Below are 14,676 nucleotides of genomic sequence, written 5' to 3'. Positions count from 1 at the left end.
GCCGATACTGCTGCCCATGCCGGCCGCCACCCGCCCCGTCGTCCTCACCCCGGCGCAGTCCGCCGCGCTGCGCCACGTGCGCACCGTCGCGCTGCGGGACCGCTCGACCGCGCTGGCCACCATCGCCCGGCACCTCGCCGGGTCCGGCGCCGGCCACCACCCCGAGCAGTTGATCGCCGCGATCACCGCCGGCGGAGGGCTGACGGTCAACTTCCACCCTGACCGGCTGATCGCCGACGGTCGCACCGTGGCCGAGGTGCTCGCCGAGGAGGGAAGCTATCGCAGCCAGTTCGTCACCGGCATCTCCAACGGCGGGCTCACCGCGTACCCGGGCGGGGACCGGGACCGCTGGGAGGAGGCGATGTTCGGCGGTGCGTACCAGACCCCCGGCGTAGGGCCCGCCGAGCGACCGGTCTACGGCGGGTTGAACCTGCTCGACCACCCCGACGGCGCCTGCCCCCGCTTCGGCTCCTGCCATCTGCGGCTGCGTCCCGAGGTGCTGGCCCGGACCACGCTCTGCTTCGGCGACAGCCACCTGGGGCCGAAGGACTTCGGCACGGTCGACGTCGCCGAGCCGGTGCTGGCCGCCCTGCTGGAGGTGACCGCCGGCACTGGTGTCAGCCTGGGCGTCGCCGGGATGGACACCGCGCGCCTCGTCGCGACGCTGCTGCGCCGGCGGGAGCGGCAGGCGTGGGCGCCCGGGTCAGCCGGCCGCGCCCTGGACGACTACGTCGAGGCGCAGGTCCACGGCGGCGTCGAACTGGCCCGGGATGTCGAGACCATCGTCGTCGACCCCTCGTTCCAGGACACGGACACCGGGCGCGTACTGGCCCGGATCGCCCACCGGTGCGGCATCGAGCTGCTCTTCCACCCCGGCTTCGCGCTGCCCGTCGAGGACGTCGACCCGGACTTCCGGGGACCGGCCATCCCGGTGCTGGCCGCCCGGGTGCACGCCGAGTTCGGTACGCCGGGAGCGCCGGTCGACGCCGCGCTGATCGGCCGGGCGGCGGCCTCGGTGGTCCGCGAGCCGCAGCGCTGGGCGGACCGGGGATTGATCGCCGACACCCTCCAGCACCTCAAGCAGCTGTGGCACGTCCTCGTCCGGTTCGGCGCGCCCCGCGCCTGACGTCCGGTTCGGCACGCTCGCGGCCGGCGTCCGGTTCGGCCCCGGCCGTCCGATCCTCGGGGTGACCCGCGCCGCAGCCCCCGTGGCCCCTGGCATTTCCGGAATGCCCGACAGGTGAACCTGGTTGTGTCCCCAGAACCGCCGGTAGGCAAACCCCGGCGGGCCAGGCAGTTCCCCCGAGGGGCGCTCACTGAGCGAGCGCGTCGACACGACGAAAGGGCAACCATCGTGAGGGCCGACTTCACTCGATGGCTCCCCGCCATCGCGAAGAACCGCATCACCGCACTGAAGGTCGCCGGCGTCGCCTGTCTCGGCGGCCTGGCGTTCGGACCCGCCGCTGTGGCCGCCCCCGTCACCAGCGGACCGCACGCCGGGGCCGTGGCCGCCATCGACCTCGCCACCGGCAAGAGCCGGCAGGGCGCCACGGTCGAGTCGGGCCTGACCACCGGCAGCGCGACCGGCAAGGTCCCGACCGGCAAGCCGGGCAAGGACAAGCTCATCCCGCACGGCGTGGAGGGCGCGCAGTCCCGCATCCCGCTGGACGACGCGCAGCTCGCCAACGCCAAGGCCATCGTCAAGACGGCCAAGAAGACCGGCGTGGGGGAGCGCGGCGCGGTGATCGGCATCGCCACCTCGCTGCAGGAGTCGAAGCTCTACAACCTGGGGCACCTCGGCGCGTACAACGACCACGACTCGCAGGGGCTGTTCCAGCAGCGCCCGTCGTCGGGTTGGGGCACGCCGGAGGAGATCACCGACCCCGAGTACTCGTCGCGGGCGTTCTTCGAGGCACTGAAGAACGTGCACGGCTGGGAGGACCTGCCGCTGACCACCGCGGCGCAGACCGTCCAGATCTCGGCCTTCCCGTACGCGTACGCGCAGTGGGAGGAGCAGGCTGCGGACATCGTCCAGCAGCTCTGGTGACCTCCTGAACGAGCAGCACGACCGGCCGGTCCCCGTCACGGGGGCCGGCCGGTCGTCGTTCGCGGGCGTACCCCCGGCTCAGAGCGTCGGGGCGGTCTCCCGGCGCAGCTTCGCCGACCCCGCGCCCACCGAGAACCCGGCCACCCACCGGCTCGCGCTGCCGGCCCGGGTCCGGTCGGCCAGGTGGTACCAGTCCATCCGGCAGTGCTGCGGCGTCACCTCCAGCACGCCGTACCCGTGCCCGTCCAACTCCGTCCACCTGACGTGCGGATTCGTCGACCGGATCAACCCGGCGCCGAGGGCGCTCAGCGGATTGCCGGCCGGCAGCTTGAGGAAGTCGTTGACGTTGTCGCTGGTCACCGACGGCACCACGAACTCCGCGGCGGCCGGGTTGGACAACCCCGTCGACTTCGTGGTCACCTCGTTCGCCCACGACGTGTGGATGTCACCGGTGAGGAAGACGACGTCGCGGGTCCCGGTCGCCCGCAGGTGGTCGACCAGCTCGTTGCGGTCGGCGTTGTAGCCGTCCCACTGGTCGGCGTTGAGCACCGCGCCGTTCTGCGGGATGCCGAGCAGCGTGCCGAGCGGCCCGAGCAGCCACGCCGGCAGTGAGCCGACGTCGACCCGCGCCATCATCACCGGGTTGCCGACCAGCTTCCAGCGGGCCGTCGACGCGGCCAGGCCGGCCTTGAGCCAGGTCATCTGGGCGTCGCCGGTGACGGTGCGACGCGGATCGTCCACCGCCGTGCCCGAGGCCTGCTGCGAGCGGTACGTCCGCAGGTCCAGCATGGACAGCTCGGCGAGCTGCCCGTACCGGAACCGCCGGTAGATCGCGCCGTCCTCGCCCATCCGCACCGGCATCCACTCCTGGTACGCCCGCCGCGCGGCGGCCACCCGGTCCGCCCAGGCGCCCTCCGTGGACGGGGTGTGGTTCTCCGCCCCGCCCGACCAGGCGTCGTTGGCCACCTCGTGGTCGTCCCAGGTGATCACCCAGGGCAGCGCGGCGTGCAGCGCCACCAGGTCCGGGTCGGACTTGTAGAGCCCGTGCCGGATCCGGTAGTCCGCCAGGGTCAGCGCCTCGTGCGCCGGCTCCACCTTGCGCACCACCGTGCCCCCCGCGTCGAACTGGCCGGTGCCGTACTCGTACAGGTAGTCGCCGAGGTGCACCACCAGGTTCAGGTCGCCCCGGTCGGCCAGCCGCCGGTACGCCGCGAAGTAGCCGGCCTCCCAGTTCGAGCAGGACACCACGCCCATCCGCAACCGGTCGATGGCAGCATCGGTGGGCGGGGCGGTCATCGTCCGGCCCGTCGGCGACCATCCGCCCGCGTACCCGAACCGGTACCAGTACGTCGTCGCCGGCGCCAGACCGGAGACCGCCACCTTCACCGTGTGGTCGCGGGTGGTGCCGGTCGTCAGCTGGCCCTGTGCGGTCACCGTGACGAAGTCGGGGTCGGTGGCGACCTGCCAGGTCACCTCCACATCGGGGCCCACGCCGGAGCCGGGCGTCGCGTCGAGGGTCGGGGTGATCCGGGTCCAGAGCAGGATGCCGTCCGGCAGCGGATCGCCCGAGGCGACGCCGTGCAGGAAGACGTCACCGGCGGCGTGGGCGGCACCGGCGCCGGCAAGGGTGGCGCCGGCGAGGACAGCGGTGCCGGCGGATGCGCCGGCCATACGCAGGAGGGTGCGGCGGTCGAGGGTGTTGGTCATGGTCTATGTGTTTACCGGTACCCGCCGCGTTCCCGCTGCCCCCTGGGGCGACTGTTCGCCAGTCTTTCCATTGTGTTTCGCTTTCCCGTCCGACGATCACTTTGTTAACAGCGTCCCTTGTGGACCAATTGGCCGAGTCCCGTCCGCTTGCCCGCCGGCACCGACAAATCCGCTGCGTGGTGGTGTTCACCGCCGGCCACCACCCTCCCGCCGCCGACCCGTGGAACGTCGCGGTTGTCTCCCGCCTCTGGAGGCAGGCCATGGTGTTCCGCTCGTCGTTGGGAGGGGGTGCGGCCGCCCGGACATAGGCGGTCGGGATGCATGCGCCCTCCGCCCCGATTTCCGGTGGTCGCGACGCCTGGGCTTGGGCGGTCCGCTGGGGGCGGCGTAGCCCGAGTGTTAAGGCTTGGCAATTCCGGGCGGTCCGCTGGCTGCGGTCCGGGCCGGGCGTTCATGCTTGGCCGGTCTGTCCGGATCGCAGAGCGCGCCTCGTTCAGCGCTGCGGTGAATCCCGGCCGACCGCAGGGGCCTGTGCCAAATGTCCGCGTCGCGCCATGCCCAGGTCGATACGGTGGCCGGTCCTCGCCGCCTCTCGCGTCCGATATTCAGGAGGCTTGGCATCCGGTTTTGGGCGGATTGCTCTGGGAGTCGGGTGCTCGGGGCACTCTGGCGGTGGAATGGTGGCCGGCCCGGGGTCGTTACATCACCTGGACGATCGCAGTAGCACCCCCCGTTGGCCTGGCCCGATCACGTGGGCCGCCCGGGGTGCCGGGCACCGGAATGACGACGGGCCCGGGGTCGTTACATCACCTGGACGATCGCAGCAGCACCCCCGCTGGCCTGGCCCGATACATGCGGCCGCCCGGGATGCCGGGCCCCGGAATGATGGTGGGCCGCCGGTCGTTACACATGGACCCGGCGCCGTGAGCCCCCCGCTCGCGAAGCCTGCCGGGCGAAGACTTTCCCCTTTGATCTTTGAGCGCCGTCGTGGTGCTTGCGCGTGTCCGACCCCCCTTGGACACGTCGCCAACCCCCGAATGGAGCCACTCTGATGAACACGACCATTCTGCGGAAGAGCGTTCTGGGTATTGCTGGTCTGGCTTTCGCCGGTGGCGTCTTCGCCGGCCCGGTCACCGAAGCCCACGCCGCCCCGGCGGTGGACGCCAAGGCGGTTGCCGTGGTGCAGGCCGACAAGCCGGGTGTGGACAAGGGCAAGCTGATCCCGCACGGTGTGCAGGGCAAGCAGTCCCGCATCGACCTGGGCGACGAGCAGACGAAGAACGTGAAGGCGATCATCGCGGCGACGAAGAAGTCGGGTATGGACGAGCGGGCCGCCGTGGTCTCGATCGCGACCGCCCTGCAGGAGTCGAAGCTGGAGAACCTGGGTCACCTGGGTGACCGCAACGATCACGACTCGCAGGGCCTGTTCCAGCAGCGTCCGTCCTCGGGTTGGGGCACGGTTGAGCAGATCACCGACCCGGAGTACTCGACGATGGCGTTCCTCAAGGGTCTGAAGCAGGTCGACGGTTGGCAGGACATGCCGCTGACCGAGGCCGCGCAGACCGTGCAGGTGTCGGCCTACCCGGACCACTACGCCCAGTGGGAGAAGCAGGCCGCCGACCTCGTCGCCAAGCACTGGAACAACTGACCCACCCCTGAACGATCACGCTGGCCGGTACCCCCGAGCGGGGTGCCGGCCAGCGGCATATCCAGTCACGCGTCAGCGGCGGGGGCGGGAGGGCTGCGGCACGGAGCGGTGGGCGCCCGTGATCGTCTCCGTTTGTGGCGTGTCGCGGTGTCCGAGCCCGGCGATAGGGCGACACGCCGCAATCGGAGTGGATCAGGCGACGGTCGATCGAGGCGTGACGGCGGGTGGACGACTCCACGCCGCGCCGACACCCGAGGGCGGCGGCAGACGCTGGCGGGGGATCGGCGGCGGCGAGGGCCGCGCGGCGGTCGCCCGCGACGGGGGTGTGGCCCGCCGTGTCCGGCGCAGGGATCAAGCCTGACCGCCCGGAGCCGGGCACGGCGGGCCACACCCCACCACCGACCAGCCGGCCGAACGAAACCCACCGACCAGCCGGCGGAGCGAAGACCACCGACCACCCGGCGGAGCGGATCACCTCCGCCGATGCCCCACCCAGATGTCCACCCCCGCCGCCACCAGCGCCAGCACGACCACCCCCGCCGCCAGCAACAACGAATGCCGGAACGCCGCGGCCCAGTCCCCACCCGTGCTCGCGAGCGAGGAGAAGAACATCGCCCCGACCGCCGCGATCCCGGCCGCCGAGCCGAGCCGCTGGCCGGTCTGGAGCATCCCGGCCGCGCTGCCCGCCTGCGGCACCGGCACCTGGGAGAGGGTGAGGGTCTGGTTCGGCGTGATGACCAGCCCGCTGCCCAGCCCGGCCACCAGCAGCGGCACCGCGGTCAGCAGCGGTACGGAGTGCTGCGGCGAGCCGCGCAGCACGAGCACCACCGTGCCGAGGCCGATCACCACGACGACCAGCCCGATGCCGACCAGTGGGCGGCCGAAGCGGTTGACGATCCGGCCGCCGAGCGTCGAGGCGAGTGCGGAGCCGAGGGCGAACGGCGTGATCGCCAGGCCGGCGATCAGCGCGCTGTAGCCGAGGCCGTTCTGGAGGTAGAGCGTGAAGATGAAGAAGATGGCGGTGAACCCGCCGAAGTAGACCAGTGCGATCAACGCGCCGAGGGTGTACGAGCGCAGCCGGAACAGCCGCAGGTCGAACAGGGGTGTCTGGTGGCGGGCGTACCGGCGCTCCCAGAGGCCGAAGCCGACCAGGACCGCCAGGCCGGCCGGGACGAGCGCCCACTTCCACGGGCTCTGCCATTGCTCGCGTTGCACCAGCGGCAGCAGCAGGAGCACCACGCCGATGCCGAGCAGCAGGACACCGACCGGGTCCAGTCGGTGCCGGTCGGGCTGCCCGGCCGGTCGGGCGGGCAGCAGCCGCCAGCCGAGCACCACCGCGAGGATGCCCACCGGCACGTTGACGAAGAACACCCAACGCCAGCCGTGTTCCTCGCCGCCGAGCTGGATGAGCAGCCCGCCGAGCAGCGGGCCGACCGCGGTGGAGATGCCGATGGTCGCGCCGAGCAGACCGAAGGCCCGACCTCGTTCGGTGCCCGGGAACAGCTGCTGGATCAGGCCGGTCACCTGGGGGTTGACCACCCCGGCCGCGGCGCCCTGGAGCAGCCGGGTGGTGACCAGCCACGCGGGCGAGGTGGCCAGGCCGGCGAGGGCGCTGGTGAGCGTGAAGAGGGCGACGCCCACCACGAAGGCGGTGCGTCGCCCGCGGGCGTCGCCGAACCGACCGGCGGGCACCAGGATCAGTCCGAACGTCAGCGCGTACCCGGAAAGCACCCACTGCAGGTCGCTCGGGCTCGCGTCCAGCGCCCGGTCCATCGACGGGACGGCCACGTTGACGATGCTGACGTCCAGCAGCGTCATGAACGCCGCGACCAGCCCGACGCCGAGGGCCTGCCAGCGGCGTCGGTCACCCGCGTCCGTCACGGCGGCCCGTCGATCATCCATGACCGACCGCTACCCGGCGCCCCGACGGGCAAACCGGTCACGCCATCTGGCGGGCACACCACCGCGGACCGAAGTCCAGCCCGGCCATCGGGGAGTCCTCCCGGTGCAGCAGGGCCTTCTCGGTGAGCAGGTGCAACGGCGCGTGCACCTCCTCCTCCGCCATCCCCGCCTCCTGGGCGATCGAGTCGGGGTACGGCACCTGGCCGCGCGCCTCCAGCGTGGCGACCGCGTCGTACACCCGTACCTCGGCCTCCGACAGACGTACCTGCTGCATGGTGACCTCCTTGCCGTGACCCGCCCGTCGCACGGGCGGTCTGGGTACCGCGGCTTACCCGCCGGGTGACCGACAATGCCCACCCGATCGGTCGGTCGTGAGCGGCCGGCCGCGCCGGGGTGTCCTAGGGTGGAGCCCGTGATCACCTGGGATCTCGTCGTCGTCGGCGCCGGCCCCGCCGGGCTCTCCACCGCCCACGCCGCGGCCGGCGCGGGGGTGCGCACGCTGGTGCTGGACCGGGCCGTCCACCCCCGGTACAAGACGTGTGGCGGCGGCCTGATCGGCACCTCGCTGACGGCGGTCGCCGGCCGCATCGAGGTGCCCGCGCACGACCGGGTCGACCGGGTGACCTTCACCCGGGACGGGCGACGCGCCTTCACCCGCCGGCACCGCACCCCCCTGGTGGCCATGGTCCGCCGGGACGAGTTCGACGACCGGCTGCGCGCGGCCGCGGTCGCCGCCGGGGCCGAGCTGCGCGAGGGCGTCGCGGTGCGCGGCATCGACCAGGACCCCGACGGGGTACGGGTACGGCTGGCCGACGGTCAGACCGTGCACGCCCGGACGGTGGTCGGGGCGGACGGTTCCTCAGGGGTCAGCTCCCGGCACGTGGGTGTCCGTTTCCGCCAGGTGGACCTGGGCCTGGAGCGGGAGCTGCCGGTGCCAGCGGCCGAGCAGCGGCGCTGGCGCGGCCGGCTGCTGCTGGACTGGGGAGCGGTGCCCGGCTCGTACGCCTGGGTGTTCCCCAAGGGGTCGAGCCTGACGGTGGGGGTGATCGCCGCCCGCGGCGAGGGGGAGCGGACCCGCGAGTACCTGCGCCGCTTCGTGGATCGGCTCGGGCTGTCCGGGGTGGCGGCCGAGCACGACTCCGGGCACCTGACCCGCTGCCGGGCGGAGGGGTCGCCGCTGCGGCACGGCCGGGTGCTGGTCGCCGGGGACGCGGCCGGCCTGCTGGAGCCGTGGAGCCGGGAGGGGATCAGTTACGCGCTGCGCTCCGGGGCGCTGGCCGGCGCGGCGGTCGCCGCCGGTGATCTGGCCGGCTACGAGCGGGACGTGACCGAGCAGCTGGTCCCGTCGATGCGGGCCGGGCACCGGCTGCTGGAGGTGTTCGAACGCCGGCCCGACGTCTTCCACGCCCTGCTGGCGACGCCGGCCGGCTGGGGGATGTTCGTCCGGTTCTGCCAGGGCCGGGCGAGCTTCGACGAGACGCTGACCCGGGCTCCCGTCCGGGCCGGTCTGGCGCTGCTGGACCGCCTCCCGCCGGTACGGCAGCGCACGCCGTCGGCCCCTGCCCAGCCGATGACCACCCGGTCCGGCTGACACCCTCCGGTCAGGGCACGACCACCGCTGAGCCCTGGACCTTCATCTGTTCGGGCATCCCCTGAGCGGTCATCCGTACCGCGCGCAGGTGTCCCCACCTCGTCGCCGGCGCCGGTGGCGGCGCGCTTACCCGCGCGGGCGTCGTTGATGGGACGGCGGTGCTGGACCGGCGGCGGCACAATGCGGGCATGAGCGACCCGGAGCCCACCTCGTTCGACGACGAGGAGTACGCCTTCCTCCGCCATGTGCGCTTCGGTGAGCTGCCGCCTGCGGTCCGCCCAGAGGAGCGGGTGGAGCTCACCGAGACCGATCCGCGCCGCGACCGACCCGAGTCGACCAACGACGACGAGTGGCACCTCCGGCTCGGGCCGGGCGGCTGACCGCGACCGGCGGGGCGGCGCCGGACGCGGACGGGCCGCGGGGGTCGATCCCCGCGGCCCGTCGACGTGTGTCGGTGGTACGGCTCAGAAGACCGGCACGCCCTCGCGCACCAGCTTCCAGTTCGGGACGTAGAAGTCGACCGGGTCGATGGTGCCCTTCGCCTGCGCCCAGTCGATCAGCAGCTGGCGGATCTCCTGCTGCTCGTTGTAGACCTGGGTCTTGACGATGCCGGGGAAGTTGCCGCCGCCGCTGCGCCGGTAGTTGTTCACCGCGATGACGAACTGCGCGGTGTCGGCGACCGGGGTGTCGGTGCCCGCCAGCACCAGGCGGGTGATCCGCTGGCCGACCGGCTTGCTGATGTCGATGTCGTAGTCGACGCCCGAGATCACGTCGTAGTTGTAGTCCGGCACGGCCGGGTCGCTGATGGTGGCCGGGTCGACGGCCGCGCCCACCGGCAGGGTGACGAAGTACTTCGCCGAGAACTCCAGGTACGCCTTCACCTCGGCGCCGGTGAGCACCACGGCCTCGAGGGTGTTGTCGAAGACGTAGAGGCCGGCCACGTCGCGGATCCGCACGTCGCCCTGCGGGAAGACCGCGGTGCGGCTGAACGGGGCGGCGATCGACAGCACCGGCAGCGACGCGTACGACGTGCCGGCCAGCGCCGCGGTGACGACCTCGGTCTGGACGTGGTTGATGAAGTCCAGGATCGGGGTGTCCTTGTACCGCGACTCGGCGGCCGACAGGTCCTCGGAGGACTGGGCGACGACCGTGTTGACGTAGTCGACGGTCTTGCCGTGCTGGCCGCGCACGGCCGCGAGCACCGCCGGGTCCTCGACCACGGTGTTGGTGTTGAGCATGGTGGCGCGCTTGGTGACGACCTTCCAGGTGCCGCGCACTTTCTGGACGGTGAAGTCCATCCGGGTCAGCCGCTGGCCCCACTTCGACGGCTCGGCGGTGAGCACCTGGGCGCCGGTGGCCGTGTTGGTGACGAACTTCTCCACCACCTCGGCGTGGGCGTGGCCGAAGAGGATCGCGTCGATGCCGGGGACCTGCTGGGCGATCAGCGTGACGGGGTTCTCGTTCGGCAGCTCCGGGCCGTAGCTGGAGGTGCCGCTGTCGCCGCCGTGCGCCGAGATGAGGACCAGGTCGGCGCCGCGCTCGCGCATGATCGGCACCCACTTCGCGGCGGTCTCGACCATGCCCGGGAAGACCAGCTTGCCCTCGACGTTGCCCTTGTCCCAGATGGCCACGCCGGGGTTGGTGAGGCCGAGGATGCCGACGTTGATGGTCGGGGCGTCCCAGCCGCCGAGGCGGACCTTCTTGATCACGTACGGCAGGTAGGCCGGCTTGCCGGTGGCCGCGTTGACCGCGTTGGCGGCGAGCGCCGGGAAGCCCAGCTGCGAGATCCAGGTGGCCAGCAGCGGCAGGCCGTAGTTGAACTCGTGGTTGCCCAGCGTCACGGCGTCGTACTTCAGGATGTTCATGGCGTTCGCCATCGGGTGCGTCTCACCGCTGGTGGTGATCGGCTCCTGCTTGGCGTAGTAGGTGGCCAGCGGCGTGCCCTGGATGGTGTCGCCGGCGTCGAGGACCAGGGTCGGCTTGCCCTTGCGCTCGGCACGGATCTGGTTGACCAGGGTGGCCAGCTTGGCGACGCCGACGTCGTTGTGCCTGCTGTCGTCGTACTCGGCGTCCTTGTAGTAATCCCAGTTGTAGACGTTGCCGTGCGTGTCCGACGTGCCGAGCACGGTCAGGTCCCAGGTCTTCGGTCCCGTCGCTTCGGCGGCCCGGGCGGGGGCGCCGGCGATCAGGGGGGTGGTCGCCGCGGCGGCGGCCACGGCCAGCACCTGGCGCCGCGAGGCGCCGGAGGAGGAGGTCATGCGGTGCCCTTCCAATGGGGGAGAGGCGCCTCGTGGGCGCCGTTGCGCACCATAACGAGCCGCTGTCACTCCCGCCACCGCGGCTCGAGCTGTTCCACCCCACCAGCGCCGCCGGCCACCCTCGCGTAACACCGAGGTCATCCGGGCGGCGGTCGCCGTCGTTTCCGGCCCGGCTCGCCGGGTAGGGCAGACGAGCAGAAGGCCGGACGAACGACCCCGAGGAGCACCGGTGAGCGAGGACCAGTACACCCAGCAGGACCCCACCGAGCAGTACGGTCAGCAGCAGGGCCAGCCCGCCCAGCAGCAGTCCGCGCCCGGGTCGACCGGCGAGATGGGCCCGAAGCCCGACCACGGCGAGGAGTCGTACCGGGGCAGCGACCGGCTGACCGGCAAGCGGGCCGTGATCACCGGCGGCGACTCCGGGATCGGCCGTGCGGTGGCGATCGCCTTCGCCCGGGAGGGCGCCGACGTGGTCATCTCCTACCTGAGCGAGGAGGAGGACGCCGACGCCCGGGAGACGGTGCGGCTGGTCGAGGAGGCCGGCCGCCGGGGCGTGGCGGTGCGCACCGACCTCACCGACGAGGGCCACTGCCGGGAGCTGGTCAAGCGGACCCTGGCCGATCTGGGCGGCATCGACATCCTGGTGAACAACGCCGCCTACCAGATGTCCCAGGACGACGGCATCGCCGGCATCAGCACCGCCCAGTTCGACCGGGTCCTGAAGACCAACCTGTACGCCATGTTCTGGCTGTGCCAGGAGGCGATCCCGCACATGAACGACGGCGCCACGATCATCAACACCGCGTCGATCCAGGCCTTCGACCCGTCACCGCAGTTGCTCGACTACGCCACCACCAAGGCGGGGATCGCCAACTTCACCAAGGGGCTCGCGGCGCAGCTGGCCGAGAAGGGCATCCGGGTCAATGCGGTGGCCCCCGGCCCGATCTGGACGCCGCTCATCCCGGCCACCATGCCGCGGGAGAAGGTCAAGCAGTTCGGCACCGACACCCCGATGGGACGACCCGGCCAGCCGGCGGAGCTCGCCCCCGCGTACGTCTTCTTCGCCTCACAGGAGTCCAGCTACGTCACCGGCGAGATCCTCGGCGTGACCGGCGGTCGCTTCACCAAGTGAGCGCAACGCGCCCCGCTGGCCGTCCCGGCGGTCAGCGGGGCCAGGCGGCCAGCCGGCGACGGACCTCGGCGATCCGCGCCGCGTCCAGGCCGTAGCGGGTGAACCGCTGATCCGGCACCCGGTCCAGGTAGCGGCCCGCCTCCCGGACGTCGTCGTCGTCCAGCGCCGGGTCGACCTGCCGGGCCAGCGCCAGCAGTTCGGCCACCGGGTAGTGGTCCAGCGCTGATGACACGTCGATGTAGTCGCGGACCTCGCGCCGGTTGACCAGCGCGGCGGTCTTGTTGGCAACCAGGTCGCGGACGTCCATCACCGGGCCGAAGTCCATCACCACCGGGGAGCGGTACCGGTCGAGCCGGGCGAGGCTCAGCCGGATCCGCCTCGGGCCGCGGGTGACCACGAAGTCCTTCATGTCCCGGTCAAAGCCGTCGAACAGCTCGCCCAGGTCACTGTCCGGGTCGGCGTCGGCCACCTCGAACCCGGCGCGCTCCAGCGCCGCCCGCACCTCCGCGGCGGCGGCCGCCGCCGCGCCCTCCACGTCGGCGAACAGGTCGACGTCCTCGGTGGGGCGGGTGACCAGCCCGTGCGCGGCCCAGGCCACCCCGCCGCCGAGCACGAACCGGTGCGGCCCGGCCGCCGTGAGCGCCACCCGGGCGACCTCCCGGTAGAACTCGTGCAGGTGGAGTCCGCTCACGCGGTCCGCAGACCGCGGTGCCGGCTCTCCCACGCCTGCCGGACACCCCGGGGCAGGTTCAGCCGCCGCCACACCCGCCGCAACGTCCGGCCGTTGATCAGGTGCCGCAGGTCCTCGGCGCGGGTGGTCTCCCGCAGCACGTTCTCGTACATCCAGAGCAGCTGGTCCGGGTCACCCAGGTCGAACGTCCGGTCGGCGTTCCACATCAACCGCACCGGCAGCTCCACCACCCCCCGGGTGGGGCCGGCCAGCTCCGCCAGGGTGCGCGCCACCACCGTGGGACGGCCCGGGCGGGCCAGGTGGGGCGCGGTGCTGACGACGGCCTGCATGGTGTCAGGGTAACGCCGACTCCGCTCCGCGCAGCCGACCCGGTTGCCCGCATTCCACTCCCCGCCCATTTCCCCCTGTCCCGCGCCTTCGCTCCCACCACCCCCGCTGCGGCCGATCACGCCCGTTTCCGGCACCGATCACACCCGCCGACGCAGGCCGGCCTCGACCGCCTCGGGCTGGCCGCCCGGTCGGTGCCCGCCGGGTACGCGGCCAAGGCCCCCGCCCGCACCTTCCTGACGCGTTCGTCCCGCCCGGTCCGTGCCCGCGCCTCCTGACGCGGCCGTCCCGCACGGTCCGCGCCGCCCGGCCACCCTTGCCCGGGTACGCGGGGCCGCCCCGGCCCTGCCCGTCGCCGAGCTGTCGCCTCTTCGCGATTTGCGGTGTGTCGCGGGATGGGGGCGCGGGATCGCGCGACACGCCGCAAACGGTGTGCGCCCTGGAAGGCGGCCGGGCGCCTGTTGCCGGAGCGCAGGCAGCCGCGAACTGAGGGCGGCGGCTGACTAAAGGCGGCAAGCGGGACTGTCCTGTTCCGTTCGCTGGCCGTGGTCGGGATGTCCGGTTCCGGCACGGATCGGCGTGCCTGGATGACCGGCCCCGGGTTGGCATCGGCGTGCCGGATGTCCGATTGCAGGGCGCACTGGAGGTGCCAGAAGTCCGGTCTGGGCTAGCTGGTCCGGGCCGTCCCGTGACCGGGGGCACCCCGGCGGTGGAATGGTGGCCGGGCCGGGGCCGTTACATCACCTGGACGATTGCAGTAGCACCCCCGTTGGCCTGGCCCGATCACGTGGGCCCCCGGGGTGCCCGACCCGGAATGATGACGGGCCCGGGGTCGTTACATCACCTGGACGATCGCAGCAGCACCCCGCTGGCCCGGCCCGAACGCATGGCCGGCCCGGGATGGGCGGGCCCCCGGAATGATGGTGGGCCGCCGGTCGTTACACATGGACCCCGGCGCCGTGAGCCCCCGCTCGTGAAGCCTGCCGGGCAGAGACTTTCCCCTTGTATGTGTGAGCGCCTGCTCGTGGTGCTTACGCCGCCTGTCATGTCGATCCCCCGGTCGACCGGCGGCGTCAACCCCCTGAAGGAGCTTCCCCCATGAACACCACCATTCTGCGTAGGAGCGTTCTCGGTATCGCTGGTCTGGCCTTCGCCGGTGGCGTCTTCGCCGGCCCCGTCACCGAAGCCCACGCCACCCCCGTGGTGGACGCCAAGGCCGTTGCCGTGGTGCAGGCGGACAAGCCGGGTGTGGACAAGGGCAAGCTGATCCCGCACGGTGTGCAGGGCAAGCAGTCGCACATCACCCTGGGCGACGAGCAGACCAAGAACGTGAAGGCGATCATCGCCGCGACGAAGAAGTCGGGCATGGACGA

12 protein-coding genes and 1 pseudogene are annotated in these 14,676 nt (G+C 72.3%); 7 read left to right on the top strand and 6 right to left on the bottom strand.

The window, feature by feature from the left end; genetic code table 11:
- Positions 1-16 precede the first annotated feature (16 nt).
- Both M2302_RS28250 and M2302_RS28245 read left to right on the top strand, forming a co-directional pair.
- The gene (locus tag M2302_RS28250) at positions 17-1,126 is read left to right on the top strand and encodes a DUF3626 domain-containing protein (protein WP_280840858.1); all 1,110 of its coding nucleotides are present in this window, start codon (positions 17-19) and stop codon (positions 1,124-1,126) included.
- Between the two features lie 228 nt (positions 1,127-1,354).
- A complete protein-coding gene (locus tag M2302_RS28245) occupies positions 1,355-2,047 on the top strand; it encodes a hypothetical protein (protein WP_280840857.1) in 693 nt (230 codons plus the stop codon).
- Between the two features lie 78 nt (positions 2,048-2,125).
- Here the strand turns inward: M2302_RS28245 and M2302_RS28240 are convergent, their stop codons facing one another.
- The gene (locus tag M2302_RS28240) at positions 2,126-3,754 is read right to left on the bottom strand and encodes an alkaline phosphatase D family protein (RefSeq protein ID WP_280840856.1); all 1,629 of its coding nucleotides are present in this window, start codon (positions 3,752-3,754) and stop codon (positions 2,126-2,128) included.
- Between the two features lie 1,051 nt (positions 3,755-4,805).
- Between M2302_RS28240 and M2302_RS28235 the strand changes: the two genes are divergently transcribed.
- Positions 4,806-5,402 (top strand): hypothetical protein, encoded by a 597-nt coding sequence (locus tag M2302_RS28235; RefSeq protein ID WP_280840855.1) that lies wholly within the window; start codon positions 4,806-4,808, stop codon positions 5,400-5,402.
- Between the two features lie 471 nt (positions 5,403-5,873).
- Here M2302_RS28235 and M2302_RS28230 read toward each other — a convergent pair whose 3' ends face one another.
- On the bottom strand, positions 5,874-7,304 hold the full coding sequence (locus tag M2302_RS28230; protein ID WP_280840854.1) for an MFS transporter: 1,431 nt from the start codon (positions 7,302-7,304) through the stop codon (positions 5,874-5,876).
- Between the two features lie 37 nt (positions 7,305-7,341).
- Positions 7,342-7,578, bottom strand: coding sequence for a hypothetical protein (locus M2302_RS28225; protein ID WP_280840853.1), 237 nt, complete (start codon positions 7,576-7,578; stop codon positions 7,342-7,344).
- Positions 7,579-7,716: 138 nt separating this feature from the next.
- On the opposite strand from M2302_RS28225, the gene M2302_RS28220 reads away from it, so the two are divergent.
- Together M2302_RS28220 and M2302_RS28215 are read left to right on the top strand one after the other, a co-directional pair.
- A complete protein-coding gene (locus M2302_RS28220; RefSeq protein ID WP_280840852.1) occupies positions 7,717-8,895 on the top strand; it encodes a geranylgeranyl reductase family protein in 1,179 nt (392 codons plus the stop codon).
- Between the two features lie 188 nt (positions 8,896-9,083).
- Positions 9,084-9,275 carry a hypothetical protein gene (locus M2302_RS28215; protein ID WP_280840851.1) on the top strand — a complete coding sequence of 64 codons (192 nt, stop codon included), beginning with the start codon at positions 9,084-9,086 and terminating at the stop codon, positions 9,273-9,275.
- Positions 9,276-9,359: 84 nt separating this feature from the next.
- Here the strand turns inward: M2302_RS28215 and M2302_RS28210 are convergent, their stop codons facing one another.
- Positions 9,360-11,153, bottom strand: a complete 1,794-nt coding sequence (locus M2302_RS28210) for a 5'-nucleotidase C-terminal domain-containing protein (RefSeq protein ID WP_280840850.1) — start codon at positions 11,151-11,153, stop codon at positions 9,360-9,362.
- Between the two features lie 229 nt (positions 11,154-11,382).
- Between M2302_RS28210 and M2302_RS28205 the strand changes: the two genes are divergently transcribed.
- Positions 11,383-12,285 carry an SDR family oxidoreductase gene (locus M2302_RS28205; protein WP_280840849.1) on the top strand — a complete coding sequence of 301 codons (903 nt, stop codon included), beginning with the start codon at positions 11,383-11,385 and terminating at the stop codon, positions 12,283-12,285.
- Between the two features lie 31 nt (positions 12,286-12,316).
- Here the strand turns inward: M2302_RS28205 and M2302_RS28200 are convergent, their stop codons facing one another.
- Both M2302_RS28200 and M2302_RS28195 read right to left on the bottom strand, forming a co-directional pair.
- Positions 12,317-12,976, bottom strand: a complete 660-nt coding sequence (locus M2302_RS28200) for a nucleotidyl transferase AbiEii/AbiGii toxin family protein (RefSeq protein ID WP_280840848.1) — start codon at positions 12,974-12,976, stop codon at positions 12,317-12,319.
- Entirely contained in the window at positions 12,973-13,305 is a 333-nt protein-coding gene (locus tag M2302_RS28195; protein WP_280840847.1) for a hypothetical protein, read from the bottom strand. The genes M2302_RS28200 and M2302_RS28195 overlap by 4 nt, the downstream gene beginning before the upstream one ends.
- Positions 13,306-14,401: 1,096 nt before the next feature.
- Here M2302_RS28195 and M2302_RS28190 point away from each other — a divergent pair.
- A pseudogene (locus M2302_RS28190) lies at positions 14,402-14,676 on the top strand (hypothetical protein); the annotation flags it as partial.

The organism is Micromonospora sp. A200 (genome assembly GCF_029893845.1).
Taxonomy (GTDB): Bacteria; Actinomycetota; Actinomycetes; order Mycobacteriales; family Micromonosporaceae; genus Micromonospora; species Micromonospora purpureochromogenes.
Note: the sequence above shows the minus strand (reverse complement) of the source record. Positions and strands in the feature narration are given on the sequence as shown.

What these genes read in the sequence shown, in the direction of transcription:
- M2302_RS28195 (WP_280840847.1), bottom strand. Translation starts at nt 13,305, where the DNA reads ATGCAGGCCGTCGTCAGCACCGCGCCCCACCTGGCCCGCCCGGGCCGT.
- M2302_RS28240 (WP_280840856.1), bottom strand. Translation starts at nt 3,754, where the DNA reads ATGACCAACACCCTCGACCGCCGCACCCTCCTGCGTATGGCCGGCGCA.
- M2302_RS28230 (WP_280840854.1), bottom strand. Translation starts at nt 7,304, where the DNA reads ATGGATGATCGACGGGCCGCCGTGACGGACGCGGGTGACCGACGCCGC.
- M2302_RS28210 (WP_280840850.1), bottom strand. Translation starts at nt 11,153, where the DNA reads ATGACCTCCTCCTCCGGCGCCTCGCGGCGCCAGGTGCTGGCCGTGGCC.
- M2302_RS28250 (WP_280840858.1), top strand. Translation starts at nt 17, where the DNA reads ATGCCGGCCGCCACCCGCCCCGTCGTCCTCACCCCGGCGCAGTCCGCC.
- M2302_RS28225 (WP_280840853.1), bottom strand. Translation starts at nt 7,578, where the DNA reads ATGCAGCAGGTACGTCTGTCGGAGGCCGAGGTACGGGTGTACGACGCG.
- M2302_RS28235 (WP_280840855.1), top strand. Translation starts at nt 4,806, where the DNA reads ATGAACACGACCATTCTGCGGAAGAGCGTTCTGGGTATTGCTGGTCTG.
- M2302_RS28215 (WP_280840851.1), top strand. Translation starts at nt 9,084, where the DNA reads ATGAGCGACCCGGAGCCCACCTCGTTCGACGACGAGGAGTACGCCTTC.